This is a genomic window from Corynebacterium sp. CCUG 65737 (assembly GCF_024454115.1).
In the GTDB taxonomy this organism is placed as follows: Bacteria; Actinomycetota; Actinomycetes; order Mycobacteriales; family Mycobacteriaceae; genus Corynebacterium; species Corynebacterium genitalium.
Window position 1 is genome coordinate 122365 of sequence record NZ_JAGPZB010000002.1, and the last position, 19884, is coordinate 142248.

Consider the following 19884-nt stretch of genomic DNA (forward strand, 5'->3'; position numbering starts at 1 on the left):
CTCCGCGCGAGTCCACTACGCTGTCTAACGAACTACATAAAGAACGAAGATCCAATAACGAGGAGGCTCGCCCCACTATGGCGAACTACACCGCTGCAGACGTGAAGAAGCTGCGCGAAACCACCGGTTCCGGCATGCTCGACTGCAAGAAGGCCCTGGAAGAGGCCGGCGGAGACTTTGACAAGGCCGTTGAGATCCTGCGCGTCAAGGGCGCAAAGGACGTGGGCAAGCGCGCTGAGCGCAACGCCCTGGAGGGCTTGGTCGCCGTCTCCGGCAATACCATCGTTGAGATCAACTCTGAGACCGACTTCGTTGCCAAGAACGAGGAGTTCAAGCAGACCGCCGACCAGATTGCCCAGGCCGCGGCCGCTGTGAAGGCGAACACCCCGGAGGAGCTGGCCAACGCTGACGTCAACGGTCAGCCGGCTACCGAGGTGCTGCAGAACCTGTCCGCGAAGATCGGCGAGAAGCTGGAGCTGCGCCGCGCCGCCACCATCGAGGGCGACAACGTGGAGGTCTACCTGCACCAGAAGGCTGCCGACCTGCCGCCGGCAGTGGGCGTGCTCGTCGCCTACACCGGTGACAGCGCTGAGGCTGCTCACCAGGTTGCTCTGCAGATCGCCGCGATGAAGGCCCGCTACCTGGACAAGGACTCCGTCCCGGCTGATGTCGTGGAGAAGGAGCGCGCGGTCCAGGAAGAGATCACCCGCAACGAGGGCAAGCCGGAAGCTGCCATCGAGAAGATCGTCGAGGGTCGCTTGGGCGGCTTCTTCAAGGACGTTGCTCTGCTCGAGCAGCCGTCCCTGGCTGACTCCAAGAAGACTGTCCGTCAGTTCGCTGAGGAGTCCGGCATCACTGTGACTGACTTCATCCGTTTCGAGGTTGGCCAGCAGTAAGCTCACGCTTTCCGCGGACCCCGGTATCGTCGCTTGTCGACGGCACCGGGGTCTTGCTTTTGCAGCCTCCAGTGCGAGTAGACTGGGTCGGCGGAATAGCCCGCCCCCTGTCGAACCCCGTCGAAGGAGCTTTCGGTGACCGACCCGATCAACGAAGATCACGTCCAGTCTCGCCGCGGATACAACCGCGTCATGCTCAAGCTGGGAGGTGAGATGTTCGGCGGCGGCAAGGTCGGCATCGACCCGGATGTGGTGGAGAACGTGGCCCGCCAGATCGCCGATATTGCTCAGAGCGGCACCGAGGTGGCGGTGGTCATCGGTGGCGGTAACTTCTTCCGCGGTGCGGAATTGCAGCAGCGCGGCATGGACCGCGCCCGCTCCGACTACATGGGCATGCTGGGCACGGTGATGAACTGCTTGGCGCTGCAGGACTTCTTGCAGCAGCTGGGCGTGGACTGCCGTGTGCAGACCGCCATTAACATGGCGCAGATCGCGGAGCCGTACCTGCCGCTGCGCGCATCCCGCCACCTGGAGAAGGGTCGCGTGGTCATCTTCGGTGCAGGCATGGGTATGCCGTACTTCTCCACCGACACGACTGCTGCTCAGCGCGCCCTCGAGATCGGGTGTGAGGTACTCCTCATGGCTAAGGCTGTCGACGGCGTGTACTCCGACGACCCGCGCACCAACCCGGACGCGGAACTCTACACCGAGATCACCCCGCGCGAGGCGATCGAGAAGGGTCTCAAGGTCGCCGACGCCACCGCGTTCAGCCTGTGCATGGACAACAACATGCCCATCTTGGTGTTCAACCTCCTCAAAGAGGGCAATATTGCGCGTGCTGTCGCCGGTGAGCGCATCGGCACCCTCGTCCAGTAGGCGGCCCGGTAATTGCTAGTTGGAGCCGCCCTCGGTGTCGGGTCAGTTGTTCCTGCCCAGACTGCGGTGAACGCCCGGCTGCGTAGCAGCATCGGCGCACCGATCCCGGCATCGCTCATTTCTTTCTTCGTCGCGCTGTGCTGCGCCGCGGCGGTGGCCCTTGCCGTTTCCGGGCCGAACGTCGATTTTGCGGCGGCTGCCGCGCAGCCGTGGTGGGTGTGGATCGGCGGCGCTATGGGCGTGGTTTTCCTCACCGGCAGCGTGGTTTTGTTTCCCATGCTGGGCGCGGTGGAAACGATCATCATCCCGATCCTGGGGCAAGTGATCATGGCCCTGGTCATCGACCACTTCGGGCTGTATAACTCTCCCCAAAACGAGGCGACGTTCTGGCGCGTGCTCGGGGCGTTCGTCGTGGTGGCTGGCATTGTGACTGTTCATGTCCTGGGCACTCCCGGTTCGCAGCCGGGGCTCGGGGAGGGACGCGCTGACGCCGGTGCCGCCTGGGGATGGCGCGCCTTCGGAGTGCTCATGGGCATGTGCTCGGCTACGCAGACCGCCGTCAATGGTCACCTGGGCACTGTGCTGGGCAGTTCATTGCAGGCCGGCACGATCAGCTTGTTCGTTGGAGTTGTCCTGCTGCTTTTGCTCAGCATGCTCGAATCGACATCCCGCAAAGCCCTGCTCACCGGGATTGAGCCCGGGCCGTGGTGGATGTGGCTCGGGGGTGTCTTCGGCGCGATCTTCGTCGTGGGCATGGCCACGCTCGCACCCATCTTGGGCACTGGAACGACGGTCATTGCTCAGCTGGCCGGCGCGATCATCTGCGGCCAGGTCATTGAGGCGCTCGGGTTGTTCGGCTCGGCGCGCACGCGCATCAACGGTGCGCGTATCGGGGGGCTTGTCCTCGTCTTCGCCGGCGTGGCGATGGTCAGACTCCTCTAGCCGCCTTCCATTCCTGCCACACGTCTTCGACTTCTGCGGCGAGCGCGAGCACCTCGCTGTCGCTGGCAGTAATACCGCCGATGTGGATGGGCCCGACAGCAATCGCCGGCCCGCCAGTGAGGTTGAAAAGAGAGCACCACGGCGACCACGCAGTCTGCGCGGCGAAGCTCTCCGCTGGGCTCATCGCGGAAAAGTGACCCACCGGCGGGGGATCTGTAGCGACGGTCGGGGTGAGCAGCACATCCACACCCCACTCACGCTGCAATGCCTGCGACAATCCGGCAATATGGCGCTGATCCTCCGCGAGCTGCGCGGCAGTCACGGCGATACCTTGCTCCTTCAACCAGGAAATGTAGGCACTGTCCAGCGGGTCCACCTTCACGAACGCCTGCTGGATACGGCGGGTGAAGTGCGTAAACGTCTCTGCGGCCGCCTGATACGGGTGGAGCTTAACGACGTCGCAGCTGCCCCCGAGCACCTCCGCCGCCTGCTCAACGACTGCTATTCGGTCGGGGCTGACCACCGATTCAGTGGAGAAGAGGGGAGTGGTGAGGAGGCCGACGCGCAGGCGTCGATAAGCATTGGGCGCGTTGTGCAAGAACTGCTGGTCCGCGACTGTCGCTGTGATGAAGCCGTCGGTGGACACGGTCTTGCTGGTACCCGCGGGCTTGAAACCGACAACCTCGCATGCGGCGGCCGGAACGCGCAAAGAGCCACCCGCGTCGCTGCCGTGCGCCGCGCGGTGCAGACCTTCGGCGACGACGACAGCTGCGCCGGTGGATGACCCGCCTGGAGTCGCGCCCGGATAGGCAGGTGAGGTGAGCACAGGAACGTCGGGACGCTCGGCATAGATCGTGGCGCCGAGTTCGGAGGTGGCTGTCTTGCCGTTGATCGTCGCGCCCTCGCGCTGGAGCGCAGCTACAAAGGGGCTGGTGGTCCCCGCAATGTAGGAGCGCTGCGGGTTTCCGCCGGTGGTGGGCATGCCCGCGACATCGGACAGATCTTTAGCTGGGATGACCCAGCCGCTCAAGCGGCCCGTAGTCACGGGCTGCGGATCTGGGTCAAGATAAGCGAAGGCGGGGTGCATAGTGTTCTACAGTCTATGACGGTAGTTGGCACTGCTAAGTTGGTAGAGAACACAATCAGGATCAGTGAAGGATGAACCCATGATCGATGACGTATTGCTCGACGCTGAAGAGCGCATGACCAACTCCGTGGAGCACACCCGCGGCGAGCTGGTGACCATCCGCACGGGCCGCGCGAACCCGGCGATGTTCAACAGCGTCATGGCGGAGTTCTACGGTGCCCCCACGCCGATCAACCAGATGGCCACCATCTCCGTGCCGGAGCCGCGCATGCTGCTGATCAAGCCGTACGACCCGTCCACCATGGGTGAGATTGAAAACGCCATCCGTAACTCTGACCTGGGTGTCAACCCGACGGACGACGGCCAGGTCATCCGTGTGACCATTCCGCAGCTGACGGAGGAGCGCCGCCGTGACCTGGTCAAGCAGGCTAAGGGCAAAGGCGAAGACGGCAAGATTGCAATCCGCAACGTCCGCCGCTCCGGCATGGATGCTCTGAAGAAGATTCAGAAGGACGGCGACGCCGGCGAGGACGAAGTCTCCGCTGCGGAGAAAGAGCTGGATAAGACCACTGCCAAGTACGTCGACATGATCGACGACCTGGTGAACAAGAAGGAAGCAGAACTGCTCGAGGTATAAGCCTGTGACAGACAGCGAGGCACCAGCAGCCGGCCATTCACGCCGGGTGCATTTGCCGAAGCCGAAGAACTCCGCAGGCCGTAACCTCCCCGCCGCCATCGCGACGGGTCTCGCGCTGATTGCCCTCGTGCTGGTGGCCACATGGGTGGGTCCCGTGATGTGGTACCCAGTGGTGTGTCTCGCCATGGCGTTGGCCATGTGGGAGGTGCTCACGCGCCTGCGCGAGCACGGTTTCGGGGTGTACCGGTTCACCATCATCGTGCTCGGTTTGAGCATGGTCGTGTCCACCTGGCCGTTCGGGTACCCGGGCTTGCTGGCCACGTTCACGGTCAGTGCGCTGGCCATCATGTTCTCCCGTCTGTTCTTCCACGGGAGGAACACTCCGCCGCAGAACTACGTCCGCGACACCGCGGTGAGCATTTTCGTGCTCGTGTGGATCGGTCTGTTCGGCTCCTTCGCCGCGATGATTTCCCGGCTGGAGTCAGGAGATGTCACCGGCAGCCACTTCATCCTCACATTCATCGCGTGTGTGGTGGCCAACGACGTGGGCGGATACGTCGCCGGAGTCCTGTTCGGCTCCCATCCCATGGCACCGGCCGTCAGCCCCAAGAAGTCCTGGGAAGGCTTTGCGGGTTCAGTGCTGTTTGGCGCGGTGACGGGCGTGTTGACGGGCATGTTCCTGCTGGACAGCCCGTGGTGGACGGGACTCATCTTTGGCGTGGGAACCGTGCTCTGCGCCACCATGGGCGACTTGGTGGAAAGCCAGTTCAAGCGTGAACTGGGCATCAAGGACATGTCGGGGCTTTTGCCCGGCCACGGCGGCATGATGGACCGCGTCGATGGCATTCTGCCGGCCGCCGCTGCGACGTGGCTGCTGATGAGCGTTGTGGTGATCTAGCGGCCGTCTCACCCGTGCCTCTGGCTGCTATTCGCTAACTGCTCTTTTACGTGCCACAATGGGGCACGTCATGAGTGATTTTCCAAAGATCCAGTTGCTGTCGCCCAAGCGCGGCATGCCGCCGAAGCACTTCGCCGACCTGAGCGAGGACGAGCGGATTGAAGCGCTCGGTGAACTCGGCCTGCCCAAGTTCCGCGCCGATCAGATCGCGCGCCACTACTATGGCCGCTTCGAGGCGGATCCGTCCACGATGACTGACCTGCCTGCTGCGCAGCGCGAGCTGGTCAAGGATTCCCTGTTCCCGCGTCTGCTCACCCCGGTGCGCAAGGTGGAGACCGACAACGGCGACACCACCAAGACGCTGTGGCGCTTGCACGACGGCATTCTTCTGGAGTCCGTCTTGATGCGCTATCCGGGCCGCGCCACCCTGTGCATCTCGTCGCAGGCAGGGTGCGGCATGGCGTGCCCGTTCTGCGCGACCGGCCAGGGCGGCCTCGACCGCAATCTGTCCACTGCGGAGATCGTCGACCAGGTCCGTGAAGCCGCCGCGATGATGGAGGCCGAAGGTTCCCGCCTGACCAACGTCGTGTTCATGGGCATGGGCGAGCCGCTGGCCAACTACAACCGCGTTGTGTCCGCGGTGCGCCAGATTGTCAGCCCGGCCCCGCACGGCTTCGGCATTTCCCAGCGCAACGTGACGGTGTCCACGGTCGGTCTCGCCCCGGCGATCCGCAAGCTTGCCGACGAAGGCCTGTCCGTCACTCTCGCCGTGTCCCTCCACACGCCCGACGATGAACTGCGCGACGAACTCGTCCCGATGAACAACCGCTTCACCGTTCAGGATGTGCTGGACGCCGCCCGCTACTACGCGGACCAGACCGGACGCCGTGTGTCGATTGAGTACGCGCTCATCCGCGACATCAACGACCATGACTTCCGCGCGGACATGCTGGGCCAGAAGCTTCACGACGCGCTCGGCCCCCTCGTCCACGTCAACCTCATCCCGCTCAACCCGACCCCAGGGTCGAAGTGGGACGCCTCCCCGCGCGAGCGCCAGGACGAGTTCGTCCGCCGCGTCATTGCCCAAGGCGTCACCTGCACGGTCCGCGACACCAAGGGGCAAGAGATCGCAGCCGCATGTGGCCAGCTGGCTGCCGATGAGAAGCAGGCGGGGGCATAGGGTATCTACCGCGTCGGAGTCATCACAGTGAAGTGCTGATCATTTCGGGGGTCTTCAACCTCATCAATGGCTGCGATAGCGAGATCAGACGCGGTGATGCTGGAGGTCCCGGTGGCGTCTAGCAGCAGAGTATCGGTTCCACGCTCGTAGGTGCCTGTGCGCTCCCCGTCCATGAACAAGGCCGGCGGACTGAGGTAAGTCCAGTTTGTGTACGAGTGGCTGAGGCAGGTTTCAAACTGCTGCAGGCTAGCGCGGGCGATAGCTTGCCACTCCGACGGAACGAACTGCGGGTCATCGACCACTCTCGTGTTTCTCAAGTTCGGTGACCACAAGGGAGCAGATCCCCCGATGATCAAAACACGAGTGTTGTTCTGCTGAGCTGCGTCAAGAAGACTGAGTGTCAGGTCCGCGATCTGCGACTCCATACCTTCTCGGGTCCTGACAGCGCACACGCAGGCATCTACGGGTTTGAGTACTTCCGCAAGGGATTCGGTTTCAGCGATATCCAGGGCGTGTGGCCTGATTAAAGGAGTGCCAGTTGCTTTGGGGCGCCGCGAGATTGCAATCACCTCGTGTGAGCGTACAGCTGCTTCCTGTGCAATAGCGCTACCCGCCATTCCGGTGCCTCCAAGAACCGCTATCTTCATTTCGTTGCCTTTCTGATTTGTCCAGTGCGTGGAGGGGAGAGCTGCCCGGCTGCCATGGCGACGAGGGCAATGGCAAACCCAGTTAGTTGAATCACGTTGAATGCTTCATTCGCGATGAGGGCACCGAGAGCTGCTGCGGTCAGCGGTGACAGTAGGCCCAGAAGCGCTGTGGGTGTTACTGACAAGCGGTAAATTCCGGAGAACCACAAGGTGTAGGACACCAAGGCACCCGCGAGTCCAAGCCAGAGGTAACCGGCTACAGCTGGCCCGTCAATCATCGGAACACCGTCTACCCACAAAGCAGGAACGACCAGCAGCAATCCCGCTGCAGTCAACTGCCATCCAGCAAATCCGACGGCACTCACCGATCTCGGCCGCCCCCATTTCTTAGTCAAAACTACGCCGAGCCCCATTGATGCAGCACTGGTCATCCCAGTCAGTACACCTATGGGATCAACCGAGGCTTCGGGTCCTAAGACCACCATGGCAATACCGACCACACCGGCTACCGCCCAAAATAGGCGCCAAATAGACAAAGCATCCTGAAGGATGACGATGGCCAGGAAAGCGACCACGATGGGTTGAACTGAGCCAAGTGTCGCCGCGACACCACCTGGCAGCCGTTGAGCAGTGGTGAAAAGCAGCGGGAAGAACACTGCCATATTCAGTCCACCGAGTACAAAGCTTTTCCACCACCAATCTCCTCTGGGGAGCTGGCGAGAAACGACTAAGGCGATGAGGCCAGCGGGCAGAGTTCTCATCAGCGCAGAAAACATCGCGTGACCGTGGGGAAGAGCGTTCGTTGTGACAATGTATGTGGTGCCCCACACAACGGGCGCCGTCGCGGTCAGGAGGATCGGACCAATATCGGGCGGTTTACTTCTGCCGAGGCCAGGGTCTGCATGGGTCTTGGATACCGAGCTGTCAGACATGGCACCAGCATGCGATGCCTGGAGCGATGAATGCAACGCATATGTTTCATGTATTTAATGAGCTAGCATCATAGATCATGGAATTGCAGCATATGCGGTACGTGGTCGCAGTGGCGGAGGAGGGGAGTTTCACCCGCGCCGCCGAACGCTGTTTTGTCGTTCAATCAGCGCTTAGTCACCAGATCAATGCATTGGAGCGTGAGATTGGAGTTCGGCTTTTTGCGCGGTCGTCGCGCCGAGTTGAGGTGACTGCGGCCGGACAAGCTTTCATTGTGGCAGCTCGCGAAAGTCTCGCGGCGGCCGAACGAGCTATTGCGGACGCGGCGGAGGCGGCGGGAACCGTTCGAGGGGAGTTGCGGATTGGAGTCATCCCGACCGTCGCCGCAGTGGACCTGCCGGAGCTGCTGGCCCGGTTTCATGCTCAGCACCCAGATGTCCGCATCTCTCTCCAGTCAGGTGGAAGCAATGAGTTCATCGCGGATATCAAGTCGGGTCGTTTACATGCGGCGTTCATGGGGCTGCCTGACAGTGAGGTGCCCGTTGAGTTAGCGCATCGGAAACTTTCGGCAGAACGATTGGTTGCGGTTATTCCCGCTTCACACAGATTGGCTGGGAGAAGATCTGTGAAGCTGTGCGATCTGCAGGATGAAACGTTCGTTGATTTCCCCAGTGGGTCCGCTGGGCGCGAGCAAACAGATGAAGCTTTCCGGAAAGCAGGCCTCGCTCGCACGGTGAGTTTCGAGGCAATGAGTGTCGAGCATTTCAGCGGTTTCATTCAGCAGGGACTAGGGGTGGCTTTATTGTCTTCCCGTGTCGTGCCCGAAGCTGCATCGATCAAACAGGTCACAGTGACAGACGGGCCGCATAGAAGCGAGTATCTGGCTTGGAATGACTTCAACCCGAGTCCAGCGACCACCGCGTTTGTGCGTTTAGTTGAGCCACTCGTAGCAGGGTAGTTAGGAAAGCAATGAAAAACACCCAGCCCAACGGGGGTCTGGGTGTAAAGGCAGCTGCTATTTGAAGCGCCGAGCTACTTGTCCTCGACGTGCAGGGTTTCGCGGCGGTTCGGGATCTCCGGTGCGGCAATGACCTCGTCGAAGGCCGCGCCAGAGTGAGTGGAGTGGCCTGCGCCCACGGAGGTGCGCTGGCCGGCCGGAGCCTGCTGGCGAACCGTTGCCGGGTCGACGTTCAGGGCGCGCAGCTGGCTGTCCGTCAGCTCCGCGTAGGGGCCGGTCAGAGTCTTCTGCATGTAGGTCCAGTTCGGCTCGACATGGCCGACCGGCTTGTTGTGGGATGTGACCGTGCGTGCGGTGGACAGCTCCGGGCGGATCGCGAAGAGGATCAAGCCCAAGGCGATGAGCACGGCAAGAGAGATGAGCCAGATCGTTTCGACGTGGCCCTGGTGGTTACCGAAGTTGTAGGCGATGAGGAACGCCACAGAGATCCAGCCAGCAATCTGAATGGTGGCCGGCTTCAGCTCGCTCCAGCCGAACTTGGCAGAGGGGACATCAGCCTCGGAAACACCGTTGTAGACCTGGGGTGCGTCATCCTTAGCGCTCACAGCAAACTCCTTGCACGGAAATAGCACGGTAAATAGAAGTACGTTCCTATTATATTGGCACATCGCACCCGGTTGGGACGATTGGTCCCCCCGAATGATTGCGATCTTCAGCACGATCGGCCCGACCCGTTAACCGTTAGTTTGACCCCGCCTAGAAAGACCAGCGAAATGACCAGGGCAGCGGGGTAGAACGGTCGGCGTGTGTGAGAATGGTCGGGTGCGAAAGGTACTCATTCTCGGCTCGACAGGATCGATCGGCACCCAGGCGTTGGACGTCATAGGAGACAATCCGGAGGATTTCGAGGTAGCGGGCATCGCGGCCGCAGGATCGGATCCGCAGGCGATCATTGCTCAAGCTCGGCAGTTCGGCCTGTCGGCCGAACAAGTAGCCGTGTCCAAGCCTGAGGCTGCGCAGGTCATCTCGGTGGTGCTGGGCGGCGAGGTTCTCACCTCCGCCGAGGAGCTGGTGACCAATACGAGCGCGGACGTCGTCCTGAACGCTCTCGTCGGCTCCCTCGGGCTTGCTGCCACGCTGGCGACGCTGGATACTGGGGCGATTCTGGCGCTAGCCAATAAGGAGTCTCTCGTCGCCGGCGGCGACCTCGTCCTGGAACGCGCGAAAGAAGGCCAGCTCGTGCCCGTCGATTCGGAGCACTCCGCGATGGCCCAGTGCCTCCGGGCAGGCCGCACGGAGGAAGTGTCTCGCTACGTTCTCACAGCCTCTGGTGGCCCTTTCCGCGGTTGGACGCGTGAGCAGATGTGGGACGTCACCCCGGAGCAGGCGGCCGCGCACCCGACATGGTCCATGGGGCAGATGAACACGCTCAATTCCGCCACGATGGTGAACAAGGGCCTGGAGTTGATCGAGGCCACACTGCTGTTCGGCATCAGCCCCGACATCATCGATGTCACCGTCCACCCGCAGTCCATTGTCCACTCCATGGTCACGTTCTGCGACGGTGCCACCATTGCCCAGGCTTCCCCGCCCTCGATGAAGATGCCCATCGCGCATGCGCTGGCCTGGCCGGGCCGCGTGCCTAAGGCGCAGCACAGCCTCGACTTCACCCAGGCAATGGACTGGCGTTTTGAGCCCCTGGACGAAGACACTTTTCCCGCCGTCAAGCTCGCCCGCGAGGTCTCCCGCCTGCGCGGGACGTACCCCGCCGTCTATAACGCTGCCAATGAGGAAGCTGCGGCCGCGTTCCTTGCCGGGCGGATCCGCTTTCCCCAAATCGTCGACGTGGTGGGCGACGTGCTTGACGCCGCGTCCGATTTCGCAGTCCAGGCGGGGTCGTTCGGGGAGGTTGTAGACGTCGAAAAGCAAGCGCGCGTGCGGGCGAATGAGCTGGTGGATGCATGCTCGTAGGCGTCGTTGTATTCGCGCTGTGCATTGCGCTGTCGATTGCGCTGCACGAAGCCGGGCACATGCTCACCGCGAAGGCGTTCGGCATGCGCGTGCGCCGTTACTTCATCGGTTTCGGGCCCACGCTTGTGTCGCAGAAAGTGGGGGAGACCGAGTACGGTCTTGCCGCACTGCCGTTCGGAGGGTTTTGCGACATTGCGGGCATGACCGCGATGGATCCGCTCACGCCGGAGGAAGAACCGCACGCGATGTACCGCAAGCCGTGGTGGCAGCGGGTCGCGGTGATGAGCGGCGGCATCATCATGAACCTGTTCCTCGGATTCCTCGTGCTCTACATCGTCGCGGTGTCAGCTGGCATCCCGAACCCGTACGCCGACCGCACGCCGACGGTGGGGGAGGTCAGCTGCACGTCCGACCAGGTCGATGCGGAAACGCTCGCTGACTGCACTGGCTCCGGCCCCGCTGGCAGCGTCGGCATCGAACCGGGTGACAAGCTCCTCGCTGTCGATGGGCAGGTGCTGGAAAGCTTCGTCGACCTGCGTGACTACGTGCTCGAGCGCCCTGGCGAAACCGTTGAACTCACTGTGGGGCGCGGTGAGAACGAGGTGCTTATCGACGTCCCTCTCGCCTCCGTCCAGCGCCTCGACCCTCAAGGGCAGGCCTATACGGCGGGTGCCATTGGTCTCACCAGCGCGCCCGTGAAAGACGCGGTGAAGCAGTTCGGTCCGGTCGAAGCAATCCCAGCTGCGGCGAACCTGTCGGGGGAGATGCTCCAAGCTTCTGTTGAAGGCCTAATTGCGTTCCCGGCGAAGATCCCAGGCGTAGTCACCGCGATCTTCGGCGGCGAGCGTGACGTGGAGGGCCCGATCAGCGTCGTCGGTGCGTCGCGCACCGGTGGAGAACTGGTGGAGAGGTCCATGTGGGATGTGTTTTTCATGCTGCTGGTCTCGCTGAACTTCTTCCTCGCCCTGTTCAACTTGGTGCCGCTGCCGCCGCTGGACGGAGGTCACATTGCCGTCGTCCTGTTCGAGCAGGTGCGGGACGCCTTCCGTCGCCTTCGCGGCCTGCCTCCGGGTGGGCCGGTGAACTACGAGAAACTCATGCCGTTGACCTATTTCATGGCGGCGTTGCTGCTCGGCGTGGGTGCGTTGGTCATGGTGGCGGACGTGGTTAATCCTGTCCGGCTCTTCGGCTAGGCTGTAGACCATGAATCAACCCATCGGTTTGGGCATGCCCGAAGGCCCGCCTCCGACCCTCGCTCCGCGCCGTAAGACCCGCCAGCTCTTCGTCGGCGGTGTCGGTGTCGGTTCGGAGCACCCCATCACCGTGCAGTCGATGACCACCACGAAGACGCACGACATCAACGCCACGCTGCAGCAGATCGCGCAGCTGACCGCGTCCGGTTGCGACATTGTCCGTGTGGCCTGCCCGAAGACGGTGGACGCTGAAGCGCTGCCGGCCATCGCGCAGAAATCCCCGATCCCGGTCATCGCCGACATTCACTTCCAGCCGAAGTACATCTTCGCTGCGATTGAGGCAGGGTGCGCTGCCGTGCGCGTCAACCCCGGCAACATCAAAGAGTTCGACGGCCGCGTTAAAGAGGTCGCCCAGGCAGCCGGTGACGCTGGCATCCCGATCCGCATTGGTGTCAACGGTGGTTCCCTGGACCAGCGCCTGCTGCAGAAGTACGGCAAGGCCACCCCGGAAGCGCTCGTGGAGTCCGCCTTGTGGGAGGCGAGCCTGTTTGAGGAGCACGGGTTTGGCGACATTGCCATCTCGGTGAAGCACTCCGACCCGGTGCTCATGGTGGAGGCCTACCGCCAGCTGGCTGAGCAGTGTGATTACCCGCTGCACCTCGGCGTGACGGAGGCCGGCCCGGCTTTCATGGGCACGATCAAGTCCTCCGTGGCCTTCGGTGCGCTGCTTGCCGAGGGCATTGGTGACACCATCCGTGTCTCCCTGTCCGCTGACCCGGTCGAGGAGATCAAGGTCGGCGACCAGATCCTCCAGTCGCTCAACCTGCGCCCCCGCAAGCTGGAGATCGTGTCCTGCCCGTCTTGTGGCCGCGCCCAGGTGGATGTTTACTCACTTGCCGAGGAGGTCACCGCCGGCCTCGAGGGCATGGAGTACCCGCTGCGCGTCGCCGTCATGGGCTGCGTTGTCAACGGTCCCGGTGAGGCACGCGACGCCGACCTCGGTGTGGCATCCGGTAACGGCAAGGGCCAGATCTTTGTCAAGGGCGAGGTGGTAGAGACCGTGCCCGAGTCCAAGATTGTGGAAACCCTCATCGCTCACGCAGAGCGCATCGCCGAAGAGGAAGGCCTTGAGGAGATCGAGGGCGCCAAGGCTGAGGTCAAGGTCACCAGGTAGACCTTCACCCCGCTCAGAGTGGCAGCGCTGGAAAGCTTTCCGGCGCTGCTATTTTTGAACCCCATGGAATCCAGGCTGACAGTGCGTGTTGCGGGGATCCTCGCTGTGCTCGCACTCGCCTTCGGGGTGGTGGCCTGCACACCGAAACCGAACCCCGCTCAGCCGGTGGCCAACGACTTCCTCGAAGCATTGCAGGAGCTCGATTACGACGCGATGTCGGAGCTTGTCGACGACCCCGACACCGCCATCCCCTCTATCCAAGCCACCGTCGGTGGCCTGCAAATGGAGGGTGTCACCGCCACGTTGAACCACGTGGACCAGCAAGAGAACATCGCCACGGCGAACTACACCTTCGACTGGCAACTTCCGCGCGGCCGCAACGTGTCCTATGACGCGTCGATGACCTTGACCCAGTCCAACGATGATTGGACGATCCGCTGGCAGCCCTCGATCCTCCACCCGCGGCTTGGCGCCAGCCACCACTTGGAGCTGCGCACTGTCCCCGCCGATCAAGCCAATGTGGTCTCCTCCGATGGTGTGGCACTGCTCAGCCCCGGCATTGCCTACCGCTTGCTTGTGGACACCGAGGCAGTGCGCAACCACGCTGAGGTCGCCTCAGCCGTCTCCTCCGCGCTGGAGAAGGCCCATGCCGAGGACCCGTCTGTGCCCACCAGAGAAGCAGGCGAGCTGCAGAGCTCGTTCTTGTCCGTCACCGGTGTCTACTCCGTGGCGATGATTCCGGCTGGCACGCACAAGATCGTCCAAGACGTCCTTAAGGGCACCCCGGGTGTGCGGCTCAACGAAGAAGCCTCAATGGTCAACAACGACCCATCTTTTGCTCCCGACATCATGGCCCGCGTCGGCGAAGTCGTCCGCGATGACCTTGAAGGCGACTCCGGGTGGAAGATCGCCGTTGTCAACGAGAACGGTAATGAGATGGAGGATGTGGAGTTCCATGAGGCGCGGCCGTCGCCGTCGATAAGCGTCAGCTTGTCGCATGAAGTGCAGACGGCGGCGGAGAAAGCCCTCGAGCCGATCAACGGACAGAAGGCGATGATCGTGGCCATTCGCCCGTCGACAGGGGAAATTCTCGCCGTGGCGCAGACGAAAGCCGCCGATGAAGACGGCAACCTGGCCATGATGGGGCAGTACCCGCCGGGCTCGACGTTCAAGATCATCACCTCCTTCGCCGGCATGGAGAAGCAGGGGCTCACGCCGGAGTCAGTCGTGCCGTGCCCGGGATCGATGGATATCTACGGGCGCGTGGTGAACAACTACGCCGGATTCGGCCTGGGCAACGTGCCGATGGACACCGCGTTCGCGCGCTCGTGCAACACCACGTTTGCCGACATTTCCACGAAGCTCGAACCGGGGGAGCTGCAGAGCGTGGGCAAGCAGTTCGGTCTGGGGATCGACTACGAGATTCCGGGGCTGGAATCCATGACTGGTTCCATCCCCGTCGGCGAGGAACCGCTCGACCGCACGGAAGCCGGGTACGGCCAGGGCCTCGACCTTGCCAGCCCTTTCGGCATGGCGCTTGTCTCCGCTACTGCCGCGCGCGGGGAGACGCCGATGCCGTACCTGATCAAGGGGGAGGAGACCAAGGCCAGCGAGACGGCCGCGAAGCCGAACCCTCAGGCTATCGACGGTCTGCGCTCCATGATGCAGTCCGTGACCGGGCCGGGTGGTACCGCAGGCGGCATGGGCGCTGGCGGGGACATCCGCGGAAAGACCGGTGAGGCCGAGATCAATGAAGGATCCCACTCCTGGTTCACCGGATACCGTGACGACGACATCGCCTTTGCCACCCTCATCGTTCTCGGGGGCGGGTCCGAGGCGGCGGTCGCAGTTACCGACGCGATGTTCCGCAACATTGATGAGCCGGGGCCGGAGGCGGGAGCGCCGAAGCCCGAGTAACTGCAGGGGCGGGCGCGGGTCTCGCCGGTTGTACATTTTCAGTATCGCCTTTCGAGCCTTTTCCGGCCGGTTCTGGGCCAGTTTTCGGGCTGAAGGGCGATACTAGAATGCTGCCTCGGACCCGCCCCGTTCGGTTTTGGTGCGCGGGACTAACATGGCCCGCATGAACCCACGTGGAAAACTCACCCCCGGCAAGCCGACCCCGCAGCGCGAGGTGCCCTCGGACATCGAGCGCCCCGAATACGCCTGGAAGGACGAGGTCCAGGAGAACGTTGGTGAGCCGCTCATCCAGACCCCGGAGACCATTGAGGCGATGCGTGAGGCGTCTCGGATCGCCGCGAACGCTCTCGAGGCAGCTGGCGCGGCCGTTGCCCCCGGCGTGACGACGGATGAGATCGACCGCATCGCCCACGAGTACATGATCGACCACGGTGCCTACCCGTCGACGCTGGGCTACCGCGGTTACCCGAAATCTACCTGCGTCTCCCTCAACGAGATCGTCTGCCACGGCATCCCGGATACGACCGTGATCCAGGAAGGCGACATCGTCAACATCGACGTCACCGCCTACAAGAAAGGCGTGCACGGTGACACCAACGCAACGTTCCTCGCCGGTGATGTCGCGGAGGAGCACCGCCTTCTTGTCGAGCGCACCGAGCAGGCCATGATGCGTGGCATTAAGGCCGCAAAGCCTGGGCGTCAGATCAACGTCATCGGCCGCGTCATCGAGGCCTACGCAAAGCGCTTCGGCTACAACGTGGTCACCGATTTCACCGGCCACGGTGTCGGCCCGACATTCCACAACGGCCTCGTTGTCCTGCACTACGATTCCGATTCTTACACTGATGTCCTCGAGCCCGGCATGACCCTGACCATCGAACCGATGATTAACCTGGGGGAGCTGCCGTACGACGTCTGGGACGACGGCTGGACCGTCCAGAACCGCGACGGCGAGTACACCGCGCAGTTCGAGCACACCATCGTCATCACCGACCACGGCAACGAGATCCTGACCATTCCGGACTCGCAGCGTTAGTCCGCAGGCCTGGTGCTGCATCGCATGCGCACGAAGAAAGGGGAACCGCCGAAGCGGCTCCCCTTCTTCTATGGGAATCTAGAGCGAATCTAGAAGTCTGTTTACCACGGGATCTGCGGCAGGTAACCGTTGTACAGAGCCCAGTTTCCAGCACCGATGACAGCGCCGATGCCGGCCAGGATGGCGACGATGTTGAAAGCCTCACGCCAGATGCGTGCCCACTGCGGCATGTTCTCCGGGTTCTTGAAGAAGTCATTGCTGTTGGCGGCGGTGTCAGCGTTGGTGGCGTGACCGATCTTGGTGACTGGGTTCTGCTCGCCGAGCTTCTGGATCAGGTCCTTGCGGGTCGAGTCGTTGCCATCGTTACGGAAACCGGTGGTGCTGGAACCAGAAGTAGCCGCCGGCTTTGGTTCGCCATCAGCGGCGATTGCGACGGAGGTGCCACCAAAAGCGACGGCGGTAGCGGTTGCGGTTGCGAGGGCAGCGTGGCGGAACTTGCGCATGTTATTTCCTTACTACTTGAAAGATGAATTGGTTGTGGAAGTTCGCACGCAGCTACTTAGCGAACGGACCGTACTTGATGAAGTTGTCGATCGGACCAGCGATCGCTGCGATCACTGCGACGATGCCAAGGATCCAGGTGCCTGCGTAGATCGCTTTCCAGGAGGAAGGAACCGCGTCCCAGTTCGGCTTCTGGCCGAAGATCTCACGGCCGTTGATCTCGGTTTCCTTCTTCTCGGAAGCTTGGCTCTCGTTCTGGCCGTTGGTTTCCTGGTCGGTAGCGTCCTGGTTGGCGCCCGGTTGGGTGTTGGTCTGGTCGGTGTTCTCCTCAGCCGCTGCAACGGAGGTGCCGCCGAAGGTCAGTGCCATCGCGGTAGCGCCGGCGAGTGCGGCGTTGCGGAACTTACGCATAATACGAATCCCTTTCTGTGGATCTAGGTGGGGGCAAGTGGAACCAGGCTTCAAGCAAGATTGGAGTTTGCTGGAAGTCTGATCCACTTTCCAGAGAAACATACTAGCGCATGGCAGGCTGCTTTGCCTACATGACCTGGTAATTTTCAGGTTCTGATGTGTCTCTCAGGAACCTGGACGGCTGCCAGGGAGTGTACAGACTGCGCGGATTGAGCGGCAGTGGAGCCTTAGACCGGCGGGAACTCGAAATCGAGACCGAGGATCGCGTTCTCCGTGACTTCCGCGAGGGCGGGGTGAATCCAGTACTCGCGACGCGCCACGTCGCGTAAATCTAATCCAAAACTTATGACGGTGATCATCTGTTGGATCAGAGTCGCGGCTTGTGGGCCCATGTAGTGAGCACCGAGGAGTTTGGCGGTCTTCTTGTCGGCAATGAGCTTGACGGCGCTGGTGGAATCCTCCAGGGCCCAGCCATAAGCGACGTCGCCGTAGGACTGGATCTTGGTGGTCACCTCGTAACCCTCGTCGCGCGCCTGCTGCTCGGTGAGACCGACAGAGGCGATCTGCGGGTAGGTGAACACGGCGGACGGAACGTGGTCGTGGGGGAGTTTGACCAGGTCGTCGTTGAGAAGGTTGTGGCGCACTGCGCGCAGTTCCGCGTTGGCAACGTGCTTGAGCATGTGCGGGGAAGAGACATCACCGATAGCCCACACGCCTTCGCAGGTCGTGCGGCCATACTCGTCAACCTTGATGCGGTGGTCGTCATGCATCTCAATCCCGGTGGCATCCAGGTTGAGACGGTCGCCATTGGCAACGCGCCCGGTGGCAACGAGGAGGGCATCGGAGGTGACGGTGGAGCCGTCGTCAAGCGTGAGCGTGACGACGCTGTCATCGTGCGACGCGGAGGCGACCGTTCGACCCACGTGCGTTTCGTAGCGCGGAGCTGCCAGGGCGTTGAAGCGGTCGTGGATGTCTTTGTCCAGGTGACGCATGAACGGAGAGCGGTTCACAATGCGCACGTGCGTGCCCAGCGACTGGAACACGTGGGCGAACTCCATCGCGATGTAGCCACCGCCGAGGATGGTAAGCGTTTTCGGCTGCTCCGGCAGACGCATGATGTCCTCGTTGGTGTGGAACGGCACACCGGAGTCGAGGATGACCTGTGGAATGAACGGGCGGGATCCGGCGGCGATGAGGATCGTGTCGCCGGTGATCGTGGCGGGCTCACCGTCGATGGACGTGGTCAGCGTCTTCGGGCCGACGAACTCAGCGTGGCCGTTGTAGAGGGTGATGTTCGGGCACTCCTCGCCGCGGCGGTACTCCTCGCCGGAACGGGAGATCACGTCGACGCGGTGGCCGAAGACACGGTCGACGATGGCCGGCCAATCCGCACCCTCGAAGGTGGTGTGGATGCCGAGCCGCTCCGAGTTCGCGGCAGCAGCTGCAGTGTCGGCGGCGACAACGTACATCTTCGTCGGAATGCAACCGGCGTTAAGGCAAGTGCCGCCGAACTGCGGGTTCTCCTCAATCAGCGCAATGGATTTGTCGTCGAACTCCGGACCGGGCAACGAGTTGCCGGAGCCGGAACCGATGATGATCAGGTCGTAGTGGGTCGGGTTTGTCACAGGTTCTCCAACCATTCGTCGAGGGTGTCAAACGCCTTTTGGCGGGCGTGCGGGAGGGATAGGAAGACGTCGTGAAGGGCACCGTCGATAGGCTTGGTCTCGTTGTGCTTGTCGGAGACAAACGGGGCCCAGTGCTTGATCTGCTCGACATCAAGGACCGTGTCAGCTGAGTCGGCAGCGGCCGAGTAGGGCTTACCCAGGTAGGAGCCGGCCGAGCACAGCGTCAGGGTAGGCACGCCTGCGTCAACAGAACCCTCGTGGATACGGTCCTGGCCGACCATGACGGCGCGCAGCCAGCCGAGGTATTTGTCGTGCCCGCCGATCGCTTTCTTCTCGGTATCGAAGTCCCAGTGGCCGTGACGGCCTTTATAAATGGACTCGCCGTACGTGCCCTCGCCGACGGAAGGAAGGCGCAGGTTGGGGAACCTCGCGCCGAAGACGTTGACCACGGGCTTGAGCGCCTTCACCGCCCAGCCCGGGAACTGCATGTCCAACCAGGGGCTGTTGAGCACTTGGCCGGCGATTTGCTGGTGCGTGCGCCAGTCATGGCGGCGGACGTGGTCGATCCACAACGGGACGATAAGGCCACCGGTGGAGTGGGCGAGCGGAATAACGGCGCCGTGCTTGGCGGCGAGGAGCTTCGTCGCTGCGGTCAGCTCGTCGTAGTAGTAACGCAGGTCAGTGGTGTAGTGCCAGCGCTGGCCTTCCTTGTGGGCGCGGCCGCACTTGCGCAGGTCGATCGCGTAGAAAGGATAGCCCAGCTCTTTGTAGTGCTGTGCGACGTGCTCTTGGAAGAAGTAATCCGACATCCCGTGCACCCACAGCAGAGCAGGTTTGCCGGTCGGCTCATCCGGCTGGGACTGCACGAGGACCGCGGCGACCTCGCCCTCTCCGTCTGGATCACGGCCTAGGGGGAGTGTCGCGCGCAGAAAACCATCGAGTTCGTCGTCGATCCAGTTCAATGAGTTCAGGTCGGTAGCGTCGAAGTCCATGCTGTCCATCCTA

General features: G+C 62.4%; 20 protein-coding genes. 12 read left to right on the forward strand and 8 right to left on the reverse strand.

What is annotated here, in order from left to right:
- Positions 1-77: 77 nt before the first annotated feature.
- From tsf to KBX17_RS02585, 3 genes are all read left to right on the forward strand, one after another.
- Positions 78-896 carry a translation elongation factor Ts gene (gene tsf, locus KBX17_RS02575; protein WP_005289687.1) on the forward strand — a complete coding sequence of 273 codons (819 nt, stop codon included), beginning with the start codon at positions 78-80 and terminating at the stop codon, positions 894-896.
- Between the two features lie 192 nt (positions 897-1088).
- Positions 1089-1772: a UMP kinase gene (pyrH, locus tag KBX17_RS02580; RefSeq protein WP_232210339.1), complete on the forward strand. Its 684-nt coding sequence runs from the start codon at positions 1089-1091 to the stop codon at positions 1770-1772.
- 12 nt (positions 1773-1784) lie between these two features.
- The gene (locus KBX17_RS02585) at positions 1785-2714 is read left to right on the forward strand and encodes a DMT family transporter (protein ID WP_256018404.1); all 930 of its coding nucleotides are present in this window, start codon (positions 1785-1787) and stop codon (positions 2712-2714) included.
- Here KBX17_RS02585 and KBX17_RS02590 read toward each other — a convergent pair.
- Positions 2701-3801 (reverse strand): amidase, encoded by a 1101-nt coding sequence (locus KBX17_RS02590; RefSeq protein WP_256018405.1) that lies wholly within the window; start codon positions 3799-3801, stop codon positions 2701-2703. The genes KBX17_RS02585 and KBX17_RS02590 overlap by 14 nt on opposite strands.
- A 79-nt stretch (positions 3802-3880) precedes the next feature.
- On the opposite strand from KBX17_RS02590, the gene frr reads away from it, so the two are divergent.
- The 3 genes from frr to rlmN all read left to right on the forward strand — a co-directional run bounded on the left by frr (position 3881) and on the right by rlmN (position 6516).
- Complete coding sequence (gene frr, locus KBX17_RS02595) at positions 3881-4438, forward strand: ribosome recycling factor (RefSeq protein WP_005289691.1); 558 nt, start codon at positions 3881-3883, stop codon at positions 4436-4438.
- A gap of 4 nt (positions 4439-4442) precedes the next feature.
- Positions 4443-5336, forward strand: a complete 894-nt coding sequence (locus KBX17_RS02600; RefSeq protein WP_255998318.1) for a phosphatidate cytidylyltransferase — start codon at positions 4443-4445, stop codon at positions 5334-5336.
- 70 nt (positions 5337-5406) lie between these two features.
- On the forward strand, positions 5407-6516 hold the full coding sequence (gene rlmN, locus KBX17_RS02605; RefSeq protein WP_256002540.1) for a 23S rRNA (adenine(2503)-C(2))-methyltransferase RlmN: 1110 nt from the start codon (positions 5407-5409) through the stop codon (positions 6514-6516).
- A 5-nt stretch (positions 6517-6521) separates the two neighbouring features.
- Here rlmN and KBX17_RS02610 read toward each other — a convergent pair whose 3' ends face one another.
- Positions 6522-7163 carry an NAD(P)-dependent oxidoreductase gene (locus KBX17_RS02610; RefSeq protein ID WP_255995861.1) on the reverse strand — a complete coding sequence of 214 codons (642 nt, stop codon included), beginning with the start codon at positions 7161-7163 and terminating at the stop codon, positions 6522-6524.
- On the reverse strand, positions 7160-8095 hold the full coding sequence (locus KBX17_RS02615; RefSeq protein ID WP_256018411.1) for an EamA family transporter: 936 nt from the start codon (positions 8093-8095) through the stop codon (positions 7160-7162). The genes KBX17_RS02610 and KBX17_RS02615 overlap by 4 nt, the downstream gene beginning before the upstream one ends.
- 77 nt (positions 8096-8172) lie before the next feature.
- On the opposite strand from KBX17_RS02615, the gene KBX17_RS02620 reads away from it, so the two are divergent.
- Positions 8173-9051, forward strand: a complete 879-nt coding sequence (locus KBX17_RS02620; protein WP_255994968.1) for a LysR family transcriptional regulator — start codon at positions 8173-8175, stop codon at positions 9049-9051.
- 74 nt (positions 9052-9125) lie between these two features.
- Here KBX17_RS02620 and KBX17_RS02625 read toward each other — a convergent pair whose 3' ends face one another.
- Positions 9126-9656: a DUF2631 domain-containing protein gene (locus tag KBX17_RS02625; protein WP_370687223.1), complete on the reverse strand. Its 531-nt coding sequence runs from the start codon at positions 9654-9656 to the stop codon at positions 9126-9128.
- A gap of 217 nt (positions 9657-9873) precedes the next feature.
- On the opposite strand from KBX17_RS02625, the gene dxr reads away from it, so the two are divergent.
- From dxr to map, 5 genes are all read left to right on the forward strand, one after another.
- Complete coding sequence (dxr, locus tag KBX17_RS02630) at positions 9874-11022, forward strand: 1-deoxy-D-xylulose-5-phosphate reductoisomerase (protein ID WP_256018413.1); 1149 nt, start codon at positions 9874-9876, stop codon at positions 11020-11022.
- Complete coding sequence (locus KBX17_RS02635) at positions 11013-12215, forward strand: RIP metalloprotease (RefSeq protein ID WP_256018414.1); 1203 nt, start codon at positions 11013-11015, stop codon at positions 12213-12215. The genes dxr and KBX17_RS02635 overlap by 10 nt, the downstream gene beginning before the upstream one ends.
- A gap of 10 nt (positions 12216-12225) precedes the next feature.
- Positions 12226-13389 (forward strand): flavodoxin-dependent (E)-4-hydroxy-3-methylbut-2-enyl-diphosphate synthase, encoded by a 1164-nt coding sequence (ispG, locus tag KBX17_RS02640; protein WP_005289697.1) that lies wholly within the window; start codon positions 12226-12228, stop codon positions 13387-13389.
- A gap of 63 nt (positions 13390-13452) precedes the next feature.
- Positions 13453-15306: a penicillin-binding transpeptidase domain-containing protein gene (locus KBX17_RS02645; RefSeq protein WP_255994972.1), complete on the forward strand. Its 1854-nt coding sequence runs from the start codon at positions 13453-13455 to the stop codon at positions 15304-15306.
- Positions 15307-15469: 163 nt separating this feature from the next.
- On the forward strand, positions 15470-16342 hold the full coding sequence (gene map / locus KBX17_RS02650; protein ID WP_256018416.1) for a type I methionyl aminopeptidase: 873 nt from the start codon (positions 15470-15472) through the stop codon (positions 16340-16342).
- A 101-nt stretch (positions 16343-16443) separates the two neighbouring features.
- Here map and KBX17_RS02655 read toward each other — a convergent pair whose 3' ends face one another.
- The 4 genes from KBX17_RS02655 to KBX17_RS02670 form a co-directional block, all read right to left on the reverse strand.
- Positions 16444-16845: a hypothetical protein gene (locus KBX17_RS02655; RefSeq protein WP_256018418.1), complete on the reverse strand. Its 402-nt coding sequence runs from the start codon at positions 16843-16845 to the stop codon at positions 16444-16446.
- Positions 16846-16897: 52 nt separating this feature from the next.
- Positions 16898-17254, reverse strand: coding sequence for a hypothetical protein (locus KBX17_RS02660; protein ID WP_256018419.1), 357 nt, complete (start codon positions 17252-17254; stop codon positions 16898-16900).
- Between the two features lie 227 nt (positions 17255-17481).
- The gene (gene mtr / locus KBX17_RS02665; protein WP_256018421.1) at positions 17482-18894 is read right to left on the reverse strand and encodes a mycothione reductase; all 1413 of its coding nucleotides are present in this window, start codon (positions 18892-18894) and stop codon (positions 17482-17484) included.
- On the reverse strand, positions 18876-19880 hold the full coding sequence (locus tag KBX17_RS02670) for an alpha/beta hydrolase (RefSeq protein ID WP_256018422.1): 1005 nt from the start codon (positions 19878-19880) through the stop codon (positions 18876-18878). Before KBX17_RS02670 ends, mtr begins: the two co-directional genes overlap by 19 nt.
- Positions 19881-19884 lie beyond the last annotated feature (4 nt).